Genomic DNA, 22,480 nt, shown 5'->3' with positions numbered 1-22,480 from the left:
TGATTAAAATCTAAAGTGAGAGAATGCTTTATTTGCTTCAGCCATTTTATGAGTATCCATTCTCTTTTTAACAGCAGCACCTTCTTCTTTAGCCGCAGCTAAAACTTCAGAGGCTAGTTTTTGAGCCATAGATTTCTCATTTCTTCTTCTTGCATAAAGGATCATCCATTTCATTGCCATAGAGATCTTTCTGTCTGGTCTGATTTGCATTGGGATTTGAAATGTAGCTCCACCAACTCTTCTGCTACGTACTTCTACGTGTGGCATCACGTTGGTCAATGCATCTTTCCAGATTTCCAATGATGATTTCTCAGCATCTTGCTTTTTTGCTTCTACGATGTCAATAGCATCATAAAACACTTTAAAAGCTGTTGATTTTTTACCGTCCCACATTAAGTTGTTCACAAAACGCGTTACCAGTTGGTCGTTAAACCTCGGATCTGGTAAAAGTGGTCTTTTCTTTGCCGCTCTTTTTCTCATGTCTTTTTCTTAAAAGTTTAAATTACTTTTTTGCTTCTTTAGGGCGTTTAGCACCGTATTTAGATCTTCTTTGCGTTCTTCCTGCTACACCTGATGTATCAAGCGCACCACGAACGATGTGGTATCTAACTCCCGGTAAATCTTTAACCCTTCCACCCCTAACTAATACTATCGAGTGCTCTTGTAGATTGTGTCCTTCTCCAGGGATGTAAGCATTTACTTCATTTCCATTGGTCAAACGTACACGCGCTACTTTACGCATCGCTGAGTTTGGTTTTTTTGGAGTTGTAGTGTAAACACGCGTACAAACACCTCTTCTTTGAGGACAAGAATCTAAAGCAACCGATTTACTCTTCTTAGTTATCTGAGTTCTTCCAGTTCTTACTAATTGTTGAATTGTTGGCATAATTAATACTAAAAATTACTTATATATGATTTTCCCGCTTTTTACGGGGTTGCAAATGTAGTAATTATTTTTAATGAAACAAATCATAATTCATTAATTTTTGCACGAACTAATTATTTGTTTCTGAAAGGAATATACAATAGCTAGGGTATAATTCCAATCTTAAAAAAAATAATTTCCCAAAGACCATTTTAATTGTATTTTCACGGATTTAAAATTTATAACATAGCATGATTTTTTGCGTTACTTTTATCAAAATTTACAATTGATTTTGAAAAGGCTTCTCCTATTTTTTTTCCTATTGCAGCTCACACAAACACTTAATGCACAAAAACTGCACTTAAAGGCTATTGGGAAAACCGTCACCGAAACAAAAATCATTGACTCTATCGGCTATGTACAGGATCACGGGAATGCAAAATCCGTTGTTGACGAATCCAATCTTTTAGCAGACAAACTTATTCGCAGCGGCTACATTGAAAACGAGATTTCAGGAAGCCAAAAAACAAATGATTCCACATTTTTATTTGAATTCACTCTTGGAAAAAAAACCGACTTCATACATATATATATAGGTAGAAATCACGATTTGCAGTTATTGGATATTTTTGATCTAAAAAAAGACACCTTAACCATTCCCATCAGCGAAACCGAAAGTTTCATGAATCAAACTTTGTCGAAACTTGAAAAAAAAGGCTATGCCCTTTCTAAATTACAACTGATCAATGTCCAAAAAAGACAAGGACACCTGGAAGCTGAACTTTTATATGTTGCAGAAAAGCAAAGGCAGCTTAACGAAATTGTCATTAACGGATATGCAAAATTTCCCGAAGGCCACAAAGCCAATATCAGGCGGATTTATAAAAACCAGGTTTTCAATCAGGACAACCTTAAAAAACTGCATGACGACATTGCAAAATTCCGGTTTGTAAAGCAAACTAAATATCCTGAAATCTTATTTTCGAAAGATTCGACCAAAATCTACGTCTATGTTGAAAAAACAAAAGCGAATACGTTTGACGGTTTTATTGGATTTTCGAACAGTGACGAAAAGAAAATCACTTTTAACGGCTATGTCGATTTGCTGCTCAACAACATTTTAAATACCGGCGAAACTTTTACCATTTACTGGAAAAGCGACGGAAACGATCAAAAAACATTTAATGCCGGAGTAGAGCTGCCTTATATTTTTAAAAGTCCGTTTGGATTAAAAGGACAGTTGAATATTTTCAAGCAGGACAGCACGTTTCAAAATACAAGAACCGCAATCGACCTGGGTTATTTTTTTAATTACAACAGCCGGCTTTATCTCGGATACCAATCGACTGAATCAAGTGACATCCAAAATCTGAACACCTCATCTATTAGCGATTATAAAAATTCCTTTTTAACAACAAATTTCGAATTCTTTCAATTTAGCCCCGAAAATCTTTTATTTCCCGAAAAAACAAAAATCATTGTTAAAGCAGGTGTTGGATCCCGTGAATCCAAGTTTAACAAAAACAGCCAATTTTTTCTAAATATTGATGCTGCACATAATATTTACTTGAATGAAAAAAACAATTTTCACATCAGGACACAAAACTATTATTTAAGCAGCGACACATATATCGTAAACGAATTGTATCGCTTTGGCGGCATAAATTCTGTCAGGGGTTTTAATGAAAATAGCCTGCAAGCCAATGCTTTCGCATCTATTTTAACCGAATACAGATATATTGTTGCACCTGCAATTTACGTTCACTCGATTATTGATTATGGCTACTTCCAGGATAAAACCTCAAATACAAAAGGCAATCTTTTAGGCCTTGGCTTCGGTTTTGGATTGCTTACAAAAAACGGTTTTTTTAACATTGTGTACGCAAATGGAAGCAATGGAAATGTCGCCATCAAACTTTCAAATTCAATCGTACACATCAGTTTCAAAACGAATTTTTAGTCTTTTTTTAAAAAAAACTCGATAAAAAGTCGCTCGAACATTAGGATTGTTAACAATTAATTTAGACTTTTGAGGTAACTAATTCAAAATAATTTAAAATGAAACTAAAGTTTAATGGATTTTTAGCGCTGCTACTGGTGCTAATAACGCAGATTACATTTGCGCAGGACATTGCTGTAACTGGTGTTGTTCAAGATCAGGCAGGCATGCCTGTACCTGGCGCGAATGTTCTTGTTAAAGGAACGTCTAATGGCGTTCAGACTGATTTTGATGGTAAATTCAAAATTTCTGCAGCGAAAGGCCAGGTATTGGTTTTTAGCTTTTTGGGAATGAAAACCCAGGAAATGCCGGCTTCGGCAAACATGACTGTTAAATTGGCTGATGATTCAGTACAATTGGAAGGCGTTGTAGTTACCGCTTTGGGAATTACAAGGGATAAAAAATCTTTGGGATATGCCACTCAAAAAGTCGATGGCAGCGAAGTAAACGTTGTGCCAAACACCAACTTCGTGAACAACCTGTCAGGTAAAGTTGCGGGTCTTCAGGTGAAAACCAACAACAATCTTGGAGGTTCGACCAACGTGGTGATCCGTGGTTATAAATCAATCGGGTTTAACAACCAGGCGTTATTTGTTATCGACGGGATTCCTGTAGACAACTCCAACACAAACAGCAGGAACCAAGAAACTGGGCGTTATGGATACGATTATGGAAATGCCGCTGCGGATATCAACCCTGCAGACATTGAGTCGATCAACGTCTTGAAAGGTGCTGCAGCTACAGCCTTGTACGGTTCCCGTGCAGCCAATGGTGCGATCATGATCACGACCAAAAAAGGAAAAGAAGGCACCGGATTTGGCGTGTCTTTCGAATCTAGCGTAAGCGTTGGATCTATTGACAAAGATACTTTTGCAAAATACCAAAAAGAATACGGACAAGGTTATTTTGGTGATCTTTTCAGAACATCAAGAGATATCAATGGAGATGGTGTTGCCGATACTTCAGTTAGAACTGGGGACGATGCGTCATTCGGGCCTAAATTTGACGGACAATTGGTATACCAATGGGACTCATTTACTCCGGAATCTCCATACTACAGAACTGCACGTCCATGGGTTGCTGCTAAAAATGATCCTATTAAATTTTTCCAGACTCCGTTTACACACAGCAACACCGTTAGATTTGATGGAGGAAATGATAAAGGGGCTTTCAGCTTGTCATATACAAACTTAAGCGCTACAGGTTTAATGCCGAACAGCGAGCAAAATAAAAACTCTTTCCTTGGGAATGCAAGTTACAAACTGAATGATAAGTTAACAGCTTCATTCATGGCGAACTACATCAACACAAGAACGCTTGGAAGAAACGGTACAGGTTACAATGGAAACCTTGTGTCAGGTTTTAGACAGTGGTGGGCTACCAACGTAGATGTTAAAGAATTGCGTGACATTTACAATGCAACAGGTAAAAACTACTCTTGGAACCCAACAAGTAATACAAACTTAACTCCGGCATACTGGAACAATCCTTATTTCGAAAGATTTGAGAGCTATCAAAATGATACGCGTAACAGGATTTTGGCAAACACCAGTTTGAACTACAAACTCCTCAAATGGTTAGATGTTACAGGACGCCTAACAGTTGACAATTATTCTGAAGTACAGGAAGAAAGACTAGCTGTAGGCTCTTACGGAGGAAACTCTTTTGGAACTGCACAAACGAATGAGTCATCAGGTTACCAAAGATTCAACAGAAACTACTCTGAATTCAATTACGACTTGATGTTCAATTACAACTGGGACATTACTGAAAAATTCAATTTGAAAGGGGTTGCCGGTGTGAATATCAGAAGACAGAAAATTAATTCGGTAATGGTTTCAACTTCAGGCGGACTATACGTTCCTAACGTTTACTCTTTGGCGAATTCCGTAAATCTACTTGAAGATCCTATTCAAGCTGAACAGAATCGCGGGGTCGATGGATACTACATCAGCGCATCATTTGGATACGATGACTTCTTATTCCTTGATGCCACAGCGAGAAAAGATTACTCTTCAACATTGCCATCGAGAGACAATGGCTATTTCTACCCATCAGTTTCAGGAAGTTTGGTATTCTCAAACTTGGTTAAAGCAGATTGGTTGTCACTTGGTAAAGTTAGAATTGGATATGCAGAAGTAGGTAACGACGCGCCAATCTACAGTATATATGATACCTATCAAAAACCTGCGAAATTTGGAACAACCCTTTATTCTGTGAATTCTACAAAAAACAATCCTGCATTAAAATCTGAGTTAACGAGAAGTTTGGAAGCAGGTCTTGAATTACAGTTCTTCAAAAAAAGAGTTGGATTGGATTTGTCTGTTTACAAAACCAACACAGTAAACCAAATTGTAGACCTTCCTGTTTCTGAAGCGAGTGGCTACACAAGGGTTTTCAAAAATGTCGGTGATGTACAAAACAGAGGTATTGAAGCTACATTGTCGTTAACGCCTGTGAAGACAGAAAGTTTTAGCTGGGACATTACAGCCAACTGGGCGGTTAATGAAAATAAAGTGGTTGAATTGGCTCCAGGGATTGACAACTACCAATTGGCTACTTACCAAGGTGGTGTATCTGTCAACGCTCAGGTTGGAAAGCCTTACGGAATCATCCAGGGATCTGACTACGTTTATGTTAACGGACAACGCGTTGTGGATCAAACAACCGGAAAATACGTGATTTCTGCAACCAACGATAAAGATTTGGGAACTTTTACACCAAAATGGACAGGTGGTTTAAACAACAGGCTTACTTATAAAAATGTTACCATGAGCTTCCTTATCGATGTTCAAAAAGGCGGTAAAGTATTTTCTCTTGACAGATGGTATGGTGAAGGAACCGGTATTTATTCCAATACTGTTGGAAACATCAGAAATCCAGAAGGCGTTGTACTTGCAGGTGTTACGCCTGAAGGAGCTCCAAATACAGTAGCAGTTGATCAAACAACAGGTCTTGATGGTTATTTAGGTTATTTGGGATCTGCCAATTCAGATTACGTATATGATGCTTCTTATGTAAAACTTCGTGAAGTAACATTAGGGTATACATTTACTAAAAAAGCACTGAACAACACTTTCCAAGATCTTTATATCGGTTTGTCTGGAACAAACTTATGGATCATTGATAAAAACCTTCCTGATGCAGATCCTGAATCTGGTTTAGGTTCAGGAAATTTACAAGGATTTCAGTCAGGTGTTCTTCCAACAACAAGAACATTCGCTCTTAATCTAAAAGCAAAATTTTAAAAAAAAAAACATGAAAAAAATAATCATATTATTAGGGATATTTTCTCTAACCATCTCATGTAATGATAACCTTACAGACGTGAACGTGGATCCAATTAATCCTACTGTGGTTCCCGCGGCATCATTACTTGGAAATGCAGAAAAGAACCTGGTCGATTATATGACCAGCACGAACGTAAATACGAATGTATTCCGTCTTTTCTCCCAACAATGGACAGAAACCACCTATTTGGACGAGTCACGCTACGATATTTTACAGCGTAACGTTGCTGACAATACATGGAGAACCTTGTACAGAAATGTTTTAAGGGATTTAAAAGAGGCTAAAACAATTACAGAAGAAGAAAATCCTGTAACTCCAGCAGAAATTGCTTTAAAAAACAACAAACTGGCAGTTATCGAAATGTTAACCGTTTACACTTATAGTGTAACGGTTGATATCTTTGGAAATATTCCTTATACGCAAGCATTAGACCCTTTGGCTAATCCTTCACCTGCTTATGATGATGCAAAAGTGATTTATGCTGATTTGTTTAACAGACTTGATGCTGCACTTGATAACGTTACTGCTGCTTCGGGAAGTTTTGGAGCAGCTGAATTCATCTATGGTGGCGATATGTCAAGCTGGACAACGTTTGGGAATTCATTAAAATTAAGAATGGCCATTACTGTTGCTGATGCACCTACTCTTGCTGCTACAGCAAAAACTGCTGCTGAAGAAGCGGTAGCTGCAGGTGTTTTTGAGTCAAGCGACGAAGATGCCACATTGGCTTACTTGCCGACACAGCCAAATACAAATCCTTTGTACGAAGACTTGGTAACAAGTGGTCGTTATGACTTTATTGCTGCTGAGCCATTCGTAGATAAAATGAATGCACTGAATGACCCAAGAAGACCATTTTACTACATCCCTATTGATGGAGTGTTCATAGGAGGCCCGTATGCTCAAGGTGGGGATTTTGCAGAATATTCTTCTCCTGGAGATCCTCTTGAAGGAGATCAAACTGTTCTTTTAGATCCTACTTTAAAAGGAATTCTTTTAAGTTATACTGAAGTATCATTCTACTTAGCTGAAGCAGCTGAAAGAGGATGGAATGTTGGTAGCAGTGCTGAAACCAATTACAACAATGCAATTACTTCGTCAATTTTATACTGGGGCGGTACGGATGCTGATGCTGCTACCTATTTGGCTCAGCCAACTGTAGCTTATGCAACCGCAGCTCCAACATGGCAGGAAAAAATCGGGAACCAGGCTTGGATTGGTTACTATAACAGAGGTTTTGAAGCTTGGACAACATGGAGAAGACTTGATTTTCCAGCTTTGGTGGCGCCTGCAAATGCTGCATCTGCAGCAGAAGGCCAAATCCCAAAAAGATTTACATACCCTGTATTAGAGCAAACACTTAACGGTGTTAACTATGCTGCCGCAGGTGCTGCGATTGGTGGTGACAAATTGAAAACCAAATTATTCTGGGACATTCACTAATCACACGATTCCTATAATATTTCTAAAACCACCAGTTTACGCTGGTGGTTTTTTTATATCTTTGCACCATGGAAAAAGAACATTTGATTTTTGGAATACGTGCCATTGTTGAAGCCATTCAGTCTGGCAAAGAAGTGGATAAAGTTTTTATACAAAAGGAAGCTTCGGGCGAATTGATGAAAGACTTAATGAAGGTGATGAAACGCGCCAATGTCAACTTTACTTATGTCCCGGTTGAAAAACTAAACAGGCTTACGCCGAACAACCACCAAGGTGCAGTTGCTACCATATCTCCCATCGGATTTATGGATCTTGAAACACTTGTTGAATCAACAATAGAATCGGGTAAAAAACCACTGTTCTTAATCCTCGACCAAATTTCAGATGCGCGTAATTTCGGGGCCATAATCAGGACTGCAGAATGCACAGGCGTTAATGGGATCATTGTTCAAAAAGCAGGTTCTGCTCCAGTAAATGGTGATACCGTAAAGACTTCTGCGGGAGCGGTTTTTAACGTTCCGATATGTAAAGTAGAACACATTAAAGATGCCGTTTTTTACTTACAAGGTTCAGGAATCAAAACCGTCGCAGCCACTGAAAAAACAGATCAGAATATTTACGACATTGCACTTAACGAACCGGTTGCAATCATCATGGGTTCTGAAGACCGAGGTATCAACCCTTCGGTTTTGAAAATTGTAGATGAGAAAGCCAAGCTTCCCATGTTTGGAACGATCGGGTCTTTAAATGTTTCTGTAGCCTGTGGCGCTTTTCTTTATGAAGCTGTGCGTCAGAGAAATTAACTTTCAGCTTTGTTTTCCAACGGATTTTCTGAAGGCCTGAAATTGTAAATCACCGTAACGTTTTCAGGAACTGAAATTTCTATATCAGGTTCAGGAATTGGTAAATTCACAAAATTTCCATTTTCATCAAACCGTTCCAAAAACTTATCGCCAGCCGGATCAAAATCAGATTTCTCCCAATCGTATTTGATCATTTTTTGGTATTCAGGTGTTTTTAAAAGTATGGCAAATGCAAATCCTGTGATCAATCCACCCAAATGTCCTTCCCACGAAATGGTTTTGTCTACATCCGGAAACACATACCAAACCAAACTTCCATAGATCATAATCACCACCAACGACAAAGCTACAAGCCGGTAATATTTGGTGCGCAGGCCTTTGAAAAAGATAAAACTTACCAACACATAGATGAGTCCGCTTGCGCCAATATGATACGAATCACGTCCGATGACCCAAGTGATCAATCCCGAAAACAATATTCCGTAGCCGACAACCTTAAAGAATTGCTCGCGATAAAAATACCTTAATGCCGCAAGCAAAATCAGCATCGGAATGGAGTTGTTGTACAAATGCTGGATACTTCCGTGCAGGAACGGACTAAAAATAACCCCACGCAATCCCTCAAAAGTCCGTGGATAAATCCCTAATTCGCCTAAATTTAAACGAAAAGTAACTTCGGCCCAAAACACGATCCAAAGACTTAACACAAATAAAAAAGGCAGTAAAATGACCGAGGCTGAGAATTTAAAATGATTGTCGTTCATAATGGGAATGCTAAAATTTACAGCGGGTTCTCAAAAATACATCCAAAGAATTTTTAATGCTATTTTGTCAGATGAAATGACTTTCTGGCGCTACTGCCCTAGCCCGGATGGAAGCGGCATCCTTTTGCGGCATAGCACAGCGGAGCCGGAAAAGATAGAGCGGACAGCCGGAAATGCTTCTGATAAAAGAAAATAAGGTGCGAACTGGCGAAGCAAACATGTTCTCATAAAAATAGATTAAATCGAAAAATCAAAACTCAAAAAACTGTAATTTTACAAAATGGAAGCACCATTAGCAGAAAGAATCCGCCCACAGCACCTTGAAGATTACGTAAGCCAGCTACATCTTGTTGGCCCAAACGGTTCGTTGACACAGCAAATTTCGAAAGGAATTATCCCGTCACTCATTTTTTGGGGGCCGCCCGGAACCGGAAAAACAACGCTTGCACAAATCATCGCGCAGGAATCAAAACGGCCGTTTTATATTTTGAGCGCGATCAATTCGGGGGTAAAAGACATTCGCGACGTGATTGAAAAAGCCAAACAAAGCGGTGGTTTGTTTACTGCAAAAAATCCGATCTTATTTATTGACGAGATCCACCGGTTCAGCAAATCGCAACAGGATTCACTGCTTGCTGCGGTAGAAAAAGGCTGGATCACACTTATTGGGGCAACGACTGAAAACCCGAGTTTTGAAGTCATTCCCGCTTTATTATCACGTTGCCAGGTTTACATATTAAATGCCTTTTCAAGGGAAGATCTTGAAGCTTTACTCAACCGTGCGACGAAAACCGATGTTATTTTAAGTGCTAAAAAAATCAATATCAAAGAATCAGAAGCGCTGTTGCGGCTTTCCGGCGGCGATGGCAGAAAGCTATTAAATATTTTCGAACTGGTCGTAAATGCGTCCAATGACGACGAAATTTTGATCACGAATGAAAAAGTGCTTCAAATCGTGCAGCAAAATACCGTTTTATATGACAAAACAGGTGAACAGCATTATGATATCGTTTCGGCTTTTATCAAATCAATTCGTGGAAGCGATCCAAACGGGGCCGTGTATTGGCTTGCACGGATGATTGAAGGCGGTGAAGATGTCAAATTCATTGCACGCCGCATGCTCATTTTGTCGAGTGAAGATATTGGAAACGCCAATCCGACTGCGTTTATCATGGCCAACAATACCTTTCAGGCCGTTTCCACGATCGGTTACCCAGAAAGCAGGATCATCCTGAGCCAATGTGCGGTATACCTCGCGACTTCTCCAAAAAGCAATGCGAGTTATGAAGCGATCGGCAAAGCACAACAATTGGTAAAGCAAACCGGCGACCTTCCGGTACCGTTGCATTTGCGCAATGCACCTACGAAATTAATGAAGGAATTGGGCTATGGCGACGATTATAAATATGCGCACAGCTATGCAAACAATTTCGCAGAACAGGAATTTTTACCCGACGCAATTGCTAACACACCACTGTATGTTCCCGGAAACAATTCCCGTGAAAACAGTACCAGGGATTTTTTAAAAAACCGCTGGAAAAATAAATACGGTTATTAAAATTTGATATTTAGCATTTCTGACATCGGTTTTCCATCGACATAATATTCAAAAATCCAGTTGCCGTTGTCGTTTTTGAGCATGCCTCTAAGTTCGCCTTTTTCTGCAATGTAAGTATCTTTTGTACTGGTATTGTAAATTTTCATCACTGTTTTTGGCGTATTGTCAATCAATTGGTAGCCGTTTGAAATGGGCTGTGCAAAAAGTGTTTCTTTTGCAGATGCATTTGCAGCAACTTCGCTTCTGGCAGGAACAACCTCTTTTTTTACAGTAGTTCCGTCATTTGTAGTTTTAATGGTAGACCGCTCAACCGAAATTCCGGAACCGTTGTATTTGTATTGCAATTCATCAAATGATTTCGAGGCATCGCGCAACGCCATATTGTATGACAGTTGGTAATCTTTTTCCTTGTTTTGCCCTTCGTCTGTAGCAAACAAAACATTTCCTTTGCAATCTTTAAGCTGTACCTGGATTTTTGTCTTCAAAAAACCGCCATTGGAAACCACGTCAGCATACAGTTTGTTGCAATTATAATCGCTTACTTCTGCCGGTAGGTTTTCATTGTCATAAAACACTACAAATCCATATTTTTCAAGCATGCTCTTGGTAAGTACATTCATATTGTACTGATTCGGCTTTTTCAAAAAAGCAAATTGTGCCGGAACGATCACGTATTTGTAATCGTTTACACTTTGTGCAAAGGCGATAGATCCTGTTAAAAACAACAATAAGGCTAAAGCTTTTTTCATATTATAGGAAGTTTTTTAATTCTGATAAATGGTTAATTTGTTTGATATTTCTGGCTGTAGCCAATTTGTTGATGTTGAATAAAATCGCATCGATCCCAAAATCCAAAGCACCGTTAACATCGGCATCAATGCAGTCGCCGATCATAATGCTGTTTTCTTTCCTGGCATTCGCCGATTGCAGGGCATATTCAAAAATCTGTGGATTTGGCTTCTTCACGCCTGCTTTTTCCGAATCGGTTATCGTATGAAAATAATGATGGATGTTTGAATTATTCAGCTTATTCGCCTGGATTTCTGCAAAACCATTTGTAATAATGTGCAGCCTGTATTTTGGTTTCAGATATTCCAATAATTCAATCGTACCTTCAAAAAGATGGTTGCTTTTTGGAAGAAAATAAATGTAATCTTCCGATAAAACCTTGATTTGGTCTACGTCAATGTCGTAATTCACGGCATCAAATGCTTCTTTAAACCTGCCATAACGCAATTCGGTTTGCGAGATTTTTTCGTGCCTGTACCATTCCCAATATTTCAAATTTATCGGAACATAATGCATCAGGAAATCATCTAAATCAATATTGATCTGGTGCTTTTCAAAAATAATCGCGAACGCCAATGCCGAATTTTTCTCGAAATCCCACAGCGTGTGGTCCAAATCAAAAAATACATCCGAAATTACATTTGTCATAAATATTTTCTTTAAAAACTGCTGCAAGATACTAAATTCAGTAAACGCGGCAGCCAAAATTTGGTTAAGGCTTACAAAATTCCTTCATCTGCAAAACTGTAATAAGCGGTTTCGGTAACAATCAAATGATCGAGCACTTTAATGTCGAGGTTTTCCCCTGCAATTTTGAGTTTCCGCGTAATCTGTTTGTCGGCTTCGCTTGCCTTTAATACGCCTGACGGATGGTTGTGGCACAAGATAATCGCGGTTGCATTTTGTTCGATTCCAATTTTGAAAACCAAGCGCACATCAACTACAGTTCCGGTTATCCCGCCTTTTGAAAGCTGGCATTTGTGGATGATCTTGTTCGAATTGTTCAGGTAAATGATCCAGAATTCTTCATGCGGAAGCTCGCCAATTAAAGGCTGCATGATCTGGAAAACCGTTTTGCTGGAGCTGATTTTTGAAAGTTCGATAGCGTCTTCCGATTTTCTGCGGCGGCCGAGTTCCATCGCGGCAATGATCGTGATCGCTTTGGCTTCGCCGATTCCTTTAAAAAGCATCAGCTGCTCTATCGAAGATTTCCCAAAAGCATTGAGGTTGTTGTTTGATTTGGAGAGCATTCTTTTGCTCAGGTCGACTGCAGTTTCGTTGCGGCTTCCCGAACCGATTAAAATGGCGATCAGTTCGGCATCGCTGAGCGCAGATTTGCCTTTGAGCATTAATTTTTCGCGCGGGCGGTCGTCTTCAGACCAGCTCCGGATGGGAAAGGATGAATTTTCAGACATGATTTTGGCTTATAAATTTTAATTGGCTTTGATGGGGATACTTAAAGTTTCGATTGCCGCGTTTAAGTTTCAAATACTAAAATATGAAATCGGCATTGATTCTCGCGGCATTTGTTGTTTTTTCTTCAAAAATGACAGTCAAAAATTTTTCACAGCAGCTTTCGGATGCGGCAATTGCGCTAACAAAAAATGCGGTAAAATACGATCCGAAATATTTTTCGATTCCGTACCCAAATGGCGATGTGCCGCCGACAAGCGGTGTTTGCACAGATGTTGTGATTCGCGCTTATCGCAAAACCGGCGTCGATCTGCAAAAAGAAGTGCACGAAGACATGAAGCGCCATTTTCATTTGTATCCGAAAATATGGGGACTAAAATCGACCGATACGAATATCGACCACCGCCGCGTGCCGAACTTGCAGGTATTTTTTACCCGAAAAGGACAAAGCCTTGGCATTTCAAACCAGGCGGCAGCTTATAAAACCGGCGATCTGGTGACGTGGATGATCAATGCCAAATTGCCGCACATCGGGGTTGTCACGCATCTGAAATCTGCGGATGGCAAACGGAACCTGATCGTGCACAATGTAGGTGCCGGACAGGTTCTCGAAGACTGTCTTTTCAACTATCCGGTTACGGGGCATTATCGTTACGCTAAATAAACACGAACTGGAACAGAAAAGCTGCGGTTTAGCCCTGATGGAAGCGGCATCCTTTTGAGGCTTTTGCCGAAAAAGATAAAGCGAACAGCAGGAAAGTTGTTCGTTATTGCTCAAATGCCGTGCTCCTAAATCAGCGTTTTGATCTCATCAAAATTGAGTCCGCCATAATTTCCCGAGCTCATCAAAAGCAGTGCAATGCCTTTGGTGTCGTATTTTAAATGGAACAAATATTCCTTGAACGCCGCGGGATTTGTGTAAATGATCAGGTCTTTGCGGTTGAATGCTTTCCCAATTTGCTCAGCCGTAATTTCGTCTAGTTGTTTGATTTTTACCGCGTCGGGCGAATAAAAAACCACGGCAACATCGGCGGCATCGAGCGCGCCTTCGTATTCTTTGAGAAACTCGGGATTCAGGCTGCTATACGTGTGCAATTCAAGGCATGCGATCAAGATGCGGTCGGGATATTGTTCCTTGACGGCTTTTGTCGTAGCGGAAACTTTGCTTGGCGAATGCGCGAAATCTTTGTATGCGACGTTGTTTTTATTTTCAGCGATTTTTTCGAGTCGTTTGGATGCGCCTTTGAAACTGGCGATGGCTTCGTAAAAATCGGCTTCGTCCACGCCCATGTTCTGGCAAATCCATTTGGCGCCGGCGAGGTTGTTTAGATTGTGCGCGCCAAAAATTTCGATTGGCATTGGACCTTCGGGCGTTTCAAGCAACGTAATGCCGTTTTCAACGGAATATTTTGGCGTGGTATACGGCAATTTCCGGATTGGATTTGTTGCGACCTCGGCGACGCGCTTGACCTCGGCATCGTCTTCGTTGTACACCAATATTCCGCCGTTTGTAATCAATTTAATGAACGTTTCGAATTGTTCGACGTAATTTTCATACGTTGGAAACACGTTAATATGATCCCAGGCAATTCCGGAAATCAGTGCGATATTGGGTTGATACAGGTGAAATTTTGGACGGCGGTCCATGGGTGAGGACAAATATTCGTCGCCTTCGAGTATGATAAAATCGTTGGTTTCTGTAAGATGAACCATCGTATCGAAACCTTCGAGCTGTGCGCCCACCATGTAATCGACTTCGATGTTGTGAAAATGCATGACATGCAGGATCATTGACGTGATCGTCGTTTTTCCGTGCGATCCGCCGATGACGACGCGGGTTTTATTTTTGGATTGTTCGTATAGAAATTCTGGATAGGAATAAATTTTAAGTCCGAGTTCCTGGGCTTTAAGCAGTTCCGGATTGTCGGCTTTGGCATGCATTCCGAGGATTACCGCTTTGATATCTGAAGTGATCTTTTGGGGAAACCAGCCCATTTCTTCGGGTAGCAAGCCTTTTTTTTGCAAACGTGTTTTTGAAGGCTCAAAAATGGCGTCGTCGCTGCCGGTTACCTGATAGCCTTTGTTGTGTAATGCCAGTGCGAGATTGTGCATGGCGCTGCCGCCGATTGCGATAAAATGGGTGCGCATAAATGTGATTTTAGGATTTGGTTCCGCAGCCAAAAATACATAAAAACTTTGAAGAAAACGGGTTGTTTTTATGAGCCTTTTGATGCAAAAGCGTCCATGACCTGTTTGGCTTTTTCGGGTTGGTGAAGCTTGTTTTTATATAGGTCGGCCAGTTTTTGATAAGTCGTTTTGGAATTTCCGATGGCAATCGCTTTTTTATAATAGCCTTCTGCAATGGTGTAGCGCTCGAAATATTCGGCGATACAGCCTTTGGCGAGATAGCCGTCGACCGGTGAAATCTTTGAAAGTGCATTGGCATATATAGTCGCCTTGCGTTCGCTCCCGCCAAAAATTCCCGGCAATTGCAGGTAATATTCAATGAGTGCCCAATGGGCTTCGATGTGGTTTGGATCTGATTTAACCGCCTGCAAAAAAGCCGATTCAATATCGCTGATCAAGGTTAAAGCTTTGAATTTATTGGTGTTTTGGGCCAACATCGCAAGCGCGCCGCCATATTTGTATTGGTAATTTGCTGAATTTGGCTTCGCCGATTTTAATTTTTGATAGTAAAAACTGGCTTTTTCCCAATTTCCCAAATGGCTTTGGATGTCGCCCAGATATTCGATTGCTTTAAGATGTTTCGGGTTTTCTTTTAGAAATTGTTCAAACAACGGCTGCGCCTGGATGTAATTCCCGGAATAGAATTGTTTCTCAGCATCTACAAACGATTGTTGCGCGAATGTCGAAACACAAACGAATAAAAAAACCAAATACACGTATTTCATATTTCAAATCTGGAACTTCAAAAATAGCATTATTGTTTTTATAAATTATATAATGATTTTTTATTCAAATTAACAACATATTTCATATAGTTTTATATTTTTTATAATTCATTCCATAAAATTACACGTATTTAAGCGACAATTTGACACTTTTTGTCGATTATATGTAATAATCTATTATTTTTGAAAAATACTTTTTTTATAACCCCATGAAAGAAAACTACCACACACAAAAAACGTTTTTGTTTTTCATATTGTCGTTGCTCTTTACTTTGACCTTAGCAAATGCACAATGTTCTAACTATCAGTTTTTTGAAAGCTTTAGTACGACTTTGCCAACCTCTGGGGGAACATGGCAAAACAGCGGTGTTACTTACACTACGACAAATCCTAGAACGGGAAATAACGGTCTGTTGTTTGATGCTACTGGCGAATTTATTAGAACGCCCCAAATTGCAACTCCAGGAATTTTTTCTTTTTGGTATCGGGGAAATACGAATACTGCCACCCACTCTTTCACTTTGGAAACATCGCCAGATGGTGCTTTTTGGACTTCCAGAGGCGCAACGACTACCCCAACTGCCACATACCAACAATTTTCAGTCAATCTTGGTGCATTAGGTCTTACAAATGTTTACGTTAGAATTATTGATACCAGACCAACCGGTGCACAGAATCGGTTTATTGATGACATTTCCTGGACATCGGCAACTGCGGGTAATAATTTGCTGATCCCTGCAATTTCAAACTGCTCACAAACCGTTAACTGCGGGACAACATACAACTTTACGGATGCCGGTGGTTCGAGTGATACTTATAGTGTTTCACAAGATTACACCATAACATTTACACCAAGCGTTGGGACAAACAAAGTACAATTGGTTTTCAGTTCATTTACAACAGAAGCTTATGATGGAATGCTTATCTATAATGGGCCCTCCACAGCTTTTCCGTTGATTTCTTCTGGCTTACCCGCAGGCAGCGGAACGCTTACACCAGCTGGATCTTTTTATGGAACTACAAGCCCAGGAACGATTACATCATCTGACGCAAGTGGGGCAATCACGATCCGTTTTAGATCCGACGTCAGTAACAACCTTGCAGGTTGGATTGCAGCGGTAAGTTGCGTCACCGTATCTGCATGTGTAGCACCATCACAAGCTACAGTTTTCGCGCCTGTAACGGCCACTTCTTCAACGGCTGGAGGATCATTTACCAGTTCTTCGGCAAACGGATATCTTGTTGTTCGTTCGCTGACAAGCACACCGCCATCCCAGCCAGCAAATGGCACAATTTACTCAGCGGCAAATATTGCAACTCTCGGCACTGGCTTCACATTCATTCAAACCGGCACCGCGTTGAGCTTTGTAGAATCAGCGCTTGCAGGAAACACACAATTTTATTATTTTGTTTATGCTTACAACAATACTTTATGTTCTGGAGGCCCGGCCTACAATACTGCAGGCCCATTGACAGGAAATGTGGTGACTTGTCCAGCTGTTGTAAACAGTGTTGCGGTTACCGGAACTACGGCTACAGGATTTTCGGTAAATTGGGCAGCACCAACCGGCGGATCTGCTGCAGGCATTACCTATACATTACAAGTAACAACAGATCCCGGATATGCTACTAACGTAACAGGTTCGCCTTTTACAATAGCCGCGCCGGTAACAACACTATCTGTTACAGGGCTCACTTCCGGACAAATATATTACTATCGCGTCAGGGCTTCAAACGGCTGCAACAGCGCTTGGTCTAGCGGCAACACCACACTAACTTGTGTGGCTCCAGCGAAAGCAACTGTATTTTCACCCGGGACAATTACAAGCACTAGTGTAGCCGCAACATTTTCAGGAACTGCAAACAGCTATCTTGTGATACGCTCGCTTAGCAGCACCGCTCCAAGCCAGCCCGCTAATGGAACTATATATTCTGCCGGGAATATTGGCACATTAGGGACAGGACTGACTTTCATCCAGACCGGAACTTCAACAACCATCTCAAATACTGGATTGATTGGCAATACCCCCTATTATTATTTCATTTATGCCTATAACAATACAAATTGTTCAGGCGGTCCATTGTATAATAATTTAGGTGCGTTAACTGGAAATATGACAACTTGCCCGGCTGTTGCAAACAGCGTTGGGGTTTCAGCAACTACGACTTCCGGATTTACATTGACTTGGGCTGCGCCGACTGGCGGATCTGCCGCAGCCATTACTTATTCAATACAGGTTACAACGGATACCGGATATTCTGCAAACGTTACAGGCTCACCATTTGCGATAAGCGCGCCAACGACTACGATAAATATATCAGGATTGGGTTCAGGAACGATATATTATTATCGCGTGAAGGCTTCAAACGGATGCGACAGTGCCTGGGTTAGCGCAAACACCACAACAAACTGTGCGCCACTACCGCTTACTTATACCGAAGGTTTTAACTCCACAACTTTACCTTTATGTACGATCGTTACCAATGTCGCCGTTCAAACGGCATCAAAAATTTCATTCGTAGCGAATTCAGGCAATGTATCTGCGTCAGCAAATGAAGGCGCTTACTTTTTGAAATATGCTTCTTATAATGACAATAATGGCGGCGCAGGATCTGAGGAGCGTTTTAGAAGCGCCCCATTGGTTACAACCGGCACCGCCAGCATCGATGTAGAATTTGACTGGTTTCAGATGAACGGCCTGGATTACAACACGGGCAATTACCTGAACGAAGGGGCTATGGTACAATGGTCTACCAATGGAACCACATGGAACAACAGCACTTTTTTCCCACGCCAGAATGCAAGTGCCGCAGCAGCTGGGGAATGGAGCAGAAAAGTGGTTACGTTGCCTGCAGGAGCCGGAAACCAACCGCTTTTATATATCGGCCTGAAATTTCATTCCGAATATGGATACAACTGTTACCTCGATCATCTGGTCGTAAAGCGTACTCCCACTTGTTTGGCCCCTAATTTAAAAGATGCAGGGCCTGTCTACGCCACTTCGGCAACTATCAACTGGGCTGCTGCATCAATTGTCCCTGCAAATGGATATCAATATGTCGTTTCCACATCTGCCACAGTACCTACAGGAGCTGGAACACCGGTTACAGCATTATCAGCAAATGTTATCGGGCTGACTGCAAATACAACCTATTATGTTTATGTGAGAAGCGATTGCGCCGGCGGTGATTTTAGCGAATGGTCGACACCCAATTCCTTTTATACAGGCTATTGTTCTGCGACAGCGAACACGACAAATACAAAATATATAAGCAACTTTACAACAACCGGCGGTACCGCAAATATTGCAAACACTTCGGGATATACTGCCGGCGGTTACACCAATTATACTGCGATGAGTGTAAGCCAGCAACCTTATGCTTCTGTTAATTTCTCTACGGCGTTTACAGGCGGAAACTTCGGGTTTAACATCTGGATTGACTGGAATAATGATATGGATTTTAACGATATTGGCGAGAAAGTATACCAATCTGGCGTCACCGTTTCAGGTGCTACCGGAACCATCACCGTTCCCGGTTCCGCTTTAGTCGGCGACCACAGAATGCGTATCAGAGGCGGAAACGGGACAAATCCAAGTGCCTGTGCAAATGTCAACGTGAGTGAAACCGAAGATTATACCTTCACTGTTCTGGCATTGCCCTGTAGTGGAAACCCTTCAAATATCACTACAACAGCCATTGGAATTACAAACGCTGCCCTGGCTTGGACGGCCGCATCGCCAACACCTGCAAATGGTTATGACATTTATTACAGTTCATCAGGTGTCGTTCCAGGACCAGCAACTGCAACAACAGCAAGTTCAACGACTACAACCGTGACACTTTCTCCATTAACAGGCGGGACTTTCTATAATGTGTGGATTCGTTCGAATTGCGGTGGAACAGGTACAGGCGTATGGATTGGCCCACTTACTTTCTCTACTAATACCGCACCGCCAGTAACCACGCCTACATCTGTTTGTCAAGGTGGAACATCTACAATAAGCGCGACCGCAAGTTGTACCGTAGGAACCACAGTTGGAACAACTATAATTGGAGGCTGGAATGCTGGTACAGATCAAATTGCAAACCGTCCCATTACATTCATGAGCAACTCTCCAACTTGTTCATTTTCTACGGTAACTTCCAATTATACAACTATGGATTTTCAGGTAAGCGTTACCGGAAGCTACACTTTCATTATGCAGCCCAATACCGGTTATGACGGAATGGGTTATATCGTTGTTCAGCCATTCACGCCCGGAACCTGCGGCGGAACCTGGATTGTGGGAGATGATGATGGTGGCGGCGACAGTAGCCTGGAAGCGTTGATGACTGCAACATTAACAGCTGGTATAACTTACACACTGGTTTCAACCGTTTGGTCAAGCAACAACATAAGCATTACTGATACCTTCCAGTGGAATATTTCAGGCCCAACCGGAGGATCTGTAACGACTTATAATGACGGCGTAATTCAATGGTATACTGCTGCAACAGGCGGAAATCCAATCGCAACCGGAACGCCGTTTAACCCTGTAGGTGTTACCGGATCAGGGATTACCAATACGAATACACCGGGCACAACAACTTTCTATGCTGCATGTTCAGAAACACCAACGGTAAGGACTGCGACAGATTTCGTTATTACCGGACCAACATCTGTAGTAACAGGAAGCGGATCTGCCTGTTCGCCAACAGGTGCAAAAGTGAGCATCGCGCTTACCGGAACGCCACCGTGGAATTTAACCTACACCGACGGCATCACTCCTGTTACCGTGAACGGAATCACTGCAAGTCCGTACGAATTTTTCATTTCGCCTTCAGCTACAACAACTTACACCGTGACTTCTGTTAGTGATTCCGGTTGTTCAGGCCTTGCGATAAACAATACAGGAACAGCTTCTGTGGTCATCAAATCATGGGGCGGTGCTTCTCCGGATTGGGCGAATGGCGCAAACTGGACTCCAAACGGAATTCCTTCAGCAACAGATTGCGTAGTGATTTCCAGTACAGACGCGAACCCTGTTATCGGAGGAATAAATTACAATGCGCTGGCCTATAACCTTAAAATTCTCAACGGAGGCAAATTAACCATAAATCCGTCTAACTCTATTACTGTCACTGATGCCGTTACCGTAAATACCGGCGGGCAGCTTCTGATCAAAGATTCGGCTTCATTGGTACAAATCAATAGCACGCAAAATGCCGGGATCATGAATATGGAGCGCATTACAAAACCAATATATGCGTTCGATTATACGTATTGGAGTTCGCCCCTGACCCAGGCATCAAACTACACATTGGGAATGCTTTCGCCTGACACGAGGTTTGACAAATATTTTAGCTGGAATCCAACAGTAGGTGGCAATGCCGGTGTTTGGTCGCCGGAAACATCTGCAACGATCATGGATCCTAGAAGAGGATACATCTTACGCGCACCACAGAGTTTTCCGTATTTTGCAACTGACCCGCGATGGAATTACACGGCAAACTTTATCGGGACATTCAACAACGGTGACATTTCTTGCCCGATCGGTTTTGGAAATTTAGGCGCCGCTGTCGAATCTGATAAATTCAATCTTTTGGGAAATCCATATCCGTCAAGCGTAAATGCCACGGCTTTCCTGAACCTGCCAAACAACCGTGCCTTAATCGATGGAACCATGTATTTCTGGACACACAACACACCGGTAACACTGAACGTTGCCGATCCGTTTTATCCAAACAGAACGCTTTATGCATACAGCCAGTCTGATTATGCGACGTGGAACCTGCTTGGATCAACAGGTACCGGATTTGCGGGAGCTGCTGGTTCTGGCGGAGTTGCACCAAATGGATTTATCGCTTCGGGACAATCTTTTTTCGTAAGAAGCCGTAGCGTTTCCAGAAATGCGCTTTTTACAAATGCGATGCGAACGGCCGGAAACAACAGTACTTTTTTCAAAAACAACGAAACCGAGCCTGAGAAGCACAGGATCTGGCTGGATCTGACAAACCAGCAAGGCAGTTTCAATCAAATCCTTGTTGGATATACGCCAGAAGCAACGGCCGATCTCGATTGGGGATTTGACAGTTTGCTGAACAGCGACCTCAACAATACCACATTCTATTCGATGGCAGCGCAAAAAACGCTCGTGATCCAGGGAAGACCAATGCCTTTTGATGATAATGACCGGGTACAAATTGGCTTTACAGCCGGTACAGCCGACCTTTATACGATCCGGATTGACCATTTGGACGGATTGTTCGAATTTCAGAACATTTACCTTGAGGACGATCAATTGCATCTTATTCATGATCTTAAGGCGAGTCCGTATGAATTCCAGTCTTTGGTTGGGAATTTCAACGACCGTTTTGTATTGATTTACAAAGATCAGGCTTTGGGCTTACCAGAACTTGAATCAACTGATCTTGTTGCATTTATCAACAACAGCAAATTGCACATTTCGGCTTCAGATGTTATTGCTTTGGTTCAGGTTTATGATACAAATGGGAAGCTAATCGCTACTTACAATCCGAACAAGCAAGTAAAAACATTTGAAAATGACTTTGTGCATGCAACCGGAATTTATCTGACTACAATCAAACTTGAAAACGGCAATACGGTTTCGAAAAAACTTATGAATAAATAATAGAAAAT

At 41.5% G+C, this 22,480-nt stretch carries 16 protein-coding genes; 8 read left to right on the top strand and 8 right to left on the bottom strand.

Translation table 11 applies throughout. The annotated features are described in order from the left end of the window. Positions 1-3: 3 nt before the first annotated feature. Together rpsG and rpsL are read right to left on the bottom strand one after the other, a co-directional pair. The gene (gene rpsG / locus BLS32_RS05400; RefSeq protein WP_091392698.1) at positions 4-480 is read right to left on the bottom strand and encodes a 30S ribosomal protein S7; all 477 of its coding nucleotides are present in this window, start codon (positions 478-480) and stop codon (positions 4-6) included. Positions 481-502: 22 nt separating this feature from the next. Beyond that, positions 503-886, bottom strand: coding sequence for a 30S ribosomal protein S12 (gene rpsL / locus BLS32_RS05395; protein ID WP_007136570.1), 384 nt, complete (start codon positions 884-886; stop codon positions 503-505). A 271-nt stretch (positions 887-1,157) separates the two neighbouring features. Here rpsL and BLS32_RS05390 point away from each other — a divergent pair, with 271 nt between their 5' ends. From BLS32_RS05390 to rlmB, 4 genes are all read left to right on the top strand, one after another. Next, entirely contained in the window at positions 1,158-2,825 is a 1,668-nt protein-coding gene (locus tag BLS32_RS05390; RefSeq protein WP_091394597.1) for a BamA/TamA family outer membrane protein, read from the top strand. 98 nt (positions 2,826-2,923) lie between these two features. Further along, positions 2,924-6,112, top strand: coding sequence for a SusC/RagA family TonB-linked outer membrane protein (locus BLS32_RS05385; RefSeq protein ID WP_091392695.1), 3,189 nt, complete (start codon positions 2,924-2,926; stop codon positions 6,110-6,112). Between the two features lie 10 nt (positions 6,113-6,122). After that, on the top strand, positions 6,123-7,598 hold the full coding sequence (locus BLS32_RS05380) for a SusD/RagB family nutrient-binding outer membrane lipoprotein (RefSeq protein ID WP_091392693.1): 1,476 nt from the start codon (positions 6,123-6,125) through the stop codon (positions 7,596-7,598). 68 nt (positions 7,599-7,666) lie between these two features. After that, positions 7,667-8,401 (top strand): 23S rRNA (guanosine(2251)-2'-O)-methyltransferase RlmB, encoded by a 735-nt coding sequence (gene rlmB / locus BLS32_RS05375; RefSeq protein ID WP_091392692.1) that lies wholly within the window; start codon positions 7,667-7,669, stop codon positions 8,399-8,401. On the opposite strand, the gene BLS32_RS05370 is transcribed toward rlmB, so the two are convergent. Continuing rightward, positions 8,398-9,165 carry a rhomboid family intramembrane serine protease gene (locus BLS32_RS05370; protein ID WP_091392690.1) on the bottom strand — a complete coding sequence of 256 codons (768 nt, stop codon included), beginning with the start codon at positions 9,163-9,165 and terminating at the stop codon, positions 8,398-8,400. The genes rlmB and BLS32_RS05370 overlap by 4 nt on opposite strands. 1 nt (position 9,166) lies before the next feature. On the opposite strand from BLS32_RS05370, the gene BLS32_RS05365 reads away from it, so the two are divergent. Both BLS32_RS05365 and BLS32_RS05360 read left to right on the top strand, forming a co-directional pair. After that, positions 9,167-9,361, top strand: a complete 195-nt coding sequence (locus tag BLS32_RS05365) for a hypothetical protein (RefSeq protein ID WP_091392688.1) — start codon at positions 9,167-9,169, stop codon at positions 9,359-9,361. An 84-nt stretch (positions 9,362-9,445) separates the two neighbouring features. After that, positions 9,446-10,723, top strand: coding sequence for a replication-associated recombination protein A (locus tag BLS32_RS05360; protein WP_091392686.1), 1,278 nt, complete (start codon positions 9,446-9,448; stop codon positions 10,721-10,723). On the opposite strand, the gene BLS32_RS05355 is transcribed toward BLS32_RS05360, so the two are convergent. The 3 genes from BLS32_RS05355 to radC all read right to left on the bottom strand — a co-directional run bounded on the left by BLS32_RS05355 (position 10,720) and on the right by radC (position 12,927). Next, on the bottom strand, positions 10,720-11,472 hold the full coding sequence (locus BLS32_RS05355; RefSeq protein WP_091392684.1) for a hypothetical protein: 753 nt from the start codon (positions 11,470-11,472) through the stop codon (positions 10,720-10,722). The two genes, BLS32_RS05360 and BLS32_RS05355, sit on opposite strands and share 4 nt — an antisense overlap. A 1-nt stretch (position 11,473) precedes the next feature. Beyond that, the gene (locus BLS32_RS05350; RefSeq protein ID WP_091394594.1) at positions 11,474-12,160 is read right to left on the bottom strand and encodes a YjjG family noncanonical pyrimidine nucleotidase; all 687 of its coding nucleotides are present in this window, start codon (positions 12,158-12,160) and stop codon (positions 11,474-11,476) included. Between the two features lie 71 nt (positions 12,161-12,231). Beyond that, the gene (radC, locus tag BLS32_RS05345) at positions 12,232-12,927 is read right to left on the bottom strand and encodes a RadC family protein (RefSeq protein ID WP_091392682.1); all 696 of its coding nucleotides are present in this window, start codon (positions 12,925-12,927) and stop codon (positions 12,232-12,234) included. 131 nt (positions 12,928-13,058) lie between these two features. Between radC and BLS32_RS05340 the strand changes: the two genes are divergently transcribed. Then, positions 13,059-13,589 carry a DUF1287 domain-containing protein gene (locus tag BLS32_RS05340; RefSeq protein WP_245699348.1) on the top strand — a complete coding sequence of 177 codons (531 nt, stop codon included), beginning with the start codon at positions 13,059-13,061 and terminating at the stop codon, positions 13,587-13,589. Between the two features lie 125 nt (positions 13,590-13,714). Here the strand turns inward: BLS32_RS05340 and BLS32_RS05335 are convergent, their stop codons facing one another. Further along, complete coding sequence (locus BLS32_RS05335; protein WP_091392678.1) at positions 13,715-15,073, bottom strand: UDP-N-acetylmuramate--L-alanine ligase; 1,359 nt, start codon at positions 15,071-15,073, stop codon at positions 13,715-13,717. A 68-nt stretch (positions 15,074-15,141) separates the two neighbouring features. After that, positions 15,142-15,837 carry a tetratricopeptide repeat protein gene (locus tag BLS32_RS05330; protein WP_091392676.1) on the bottom strand — a complete coding sequence of 232 codons (696 nt, stop codon included), beginning with the start codon at positions 15,835-15,837 and terminating at the stop codon, positions 15,142-15,144. Between the two features lie 209 nt (positions 15,838-16,046). Between BLS32_RS05330 and BLS32_RS05325 the strand changes: the two genes are divergently transcribed. Then, positions 16,047-22,472 (top strand): fibronectin type III domain-containing protein, encoded by a 6,426-nt coding sequence (locus BLS32_RS05325; RefSeq protein WP_091392675.1) that lies wholly within the window; start codon positions 16,047-16,049, stop codon positions 22,470-22,472. Positions 22,473-22,480: the final 8 nt, after the last annotated feature.

Origin of the sequence: Flavobacterium noncentrifugens (assembly GCF_900100375.1) — a bacterium.
Classification (GTDB): domain Bacteria; phylum Bacteroidota; class Bacteroidia; order Flavobacteriales; family Flavobacteriaceae; genus Flavobacterium; species Flavobacterium noncentrifugens.
This window is presented reverse-complemented; position numbering and strand designations above follow the sequence as displayed.

Coding starts and splice junctions, on each gene's coding strand:
- BLS32_RS05335 (WP_091392678.1), bottom strand. CDS start 15,073: ATGCGCACCCATTTTATCGCAATCGGCGGCAGCGCCATGCACAATCTC.
- BLS32_RS05370 (WP_091392690.1), bottom strand. CDS start 9,165: ATGAACGACAATCATTTTAAATTCTCAGCCTCGGTCATTTTACTGCCT.
- BLS32_RS05355 (WP_091392684.1), bottom strand. CDS start 11,472: ATGAAAAAAGCTTTAGCCTTATTGTTGTTTTTAACAGGATCTATCGCC.
- BLS32_RS05385 (WP_091392695.1), top strand. CDS start 2,924: ATGAAACTAAAGTTTAATGGATTTTTAGCGCTGCTACTGGTGCTAATA.
- BLS32_RS05330 (WP_091392676.1), bottom strand. CDS start 15,837: ATGAAATACGTGTATTTGGTTTTTTTATTCGTTTGTGTTTCGACATTC.
- rlmB (WP_091392692.1), top strand. CDS start 7,667: ATGGAAAAAGAACATTTGATTTTTGGAATACGTGCCATTGTTGAAGCC.
- rpsL (WP_007136570.1), bottom strand. CDS start 886: ATGCCAACAATTCAACAATTAGTAAGAACTGGAAGAACTCAGATAACT.
- BLS32_RS05350 (WP_091394594.1), bottom strand. CDS start 12,160: ATGACAAATGTAATTTCGGATGTATTTTTTGATTTGGACCACACGCTG.
- rpsG (WP_091392698.1), bottom strand. CDS start 480: ATGAGAAAAAGAGCGGCAAAGAAAAGACCACTTTTACCAGATCCGAGG.
- BLS32_RS05365 (WP_091392688.1), top strand. CDS start 9,167: ATGGGAATGCTAAAATTTACAGCGGGTTCTCAAAAATACATCCAAAGA.
- BLS32_RS05340 (WP_245699348.1), top strand. CDS start 13,059: ATGACAGTCAAAAATTTTTCACAGCAGCTTTCGGATGCGGCAATTGCG.
- radC (WP_091392682.1), bottom strand. CDS start 12,927: ATGTCTGAAAATTCATCCTTTCCCATCCGGAGCTGGTCTGAAGACGAC.
- BLS32_RS05360 (WP_091392686.1), top strand. CDS start 9,446: ATGGAAGCACCATTAGCAGAAAGAATCCGCCCACAGCACCTTGAAGAT.
- BLS32_RS05325 (WP_091392675.1), top strand. CDS start 16,047: ATGAAAGAAAACTACCACACACAAAAAACGTTTTTGTTTTTCATATTG.
- BLS32_RS05380 (WP_091392693.1), top strand. CDS start 6,123: ATGAAAAAAATAATCATATTATTAGGGATATTTTCTCTAACCATCTCA.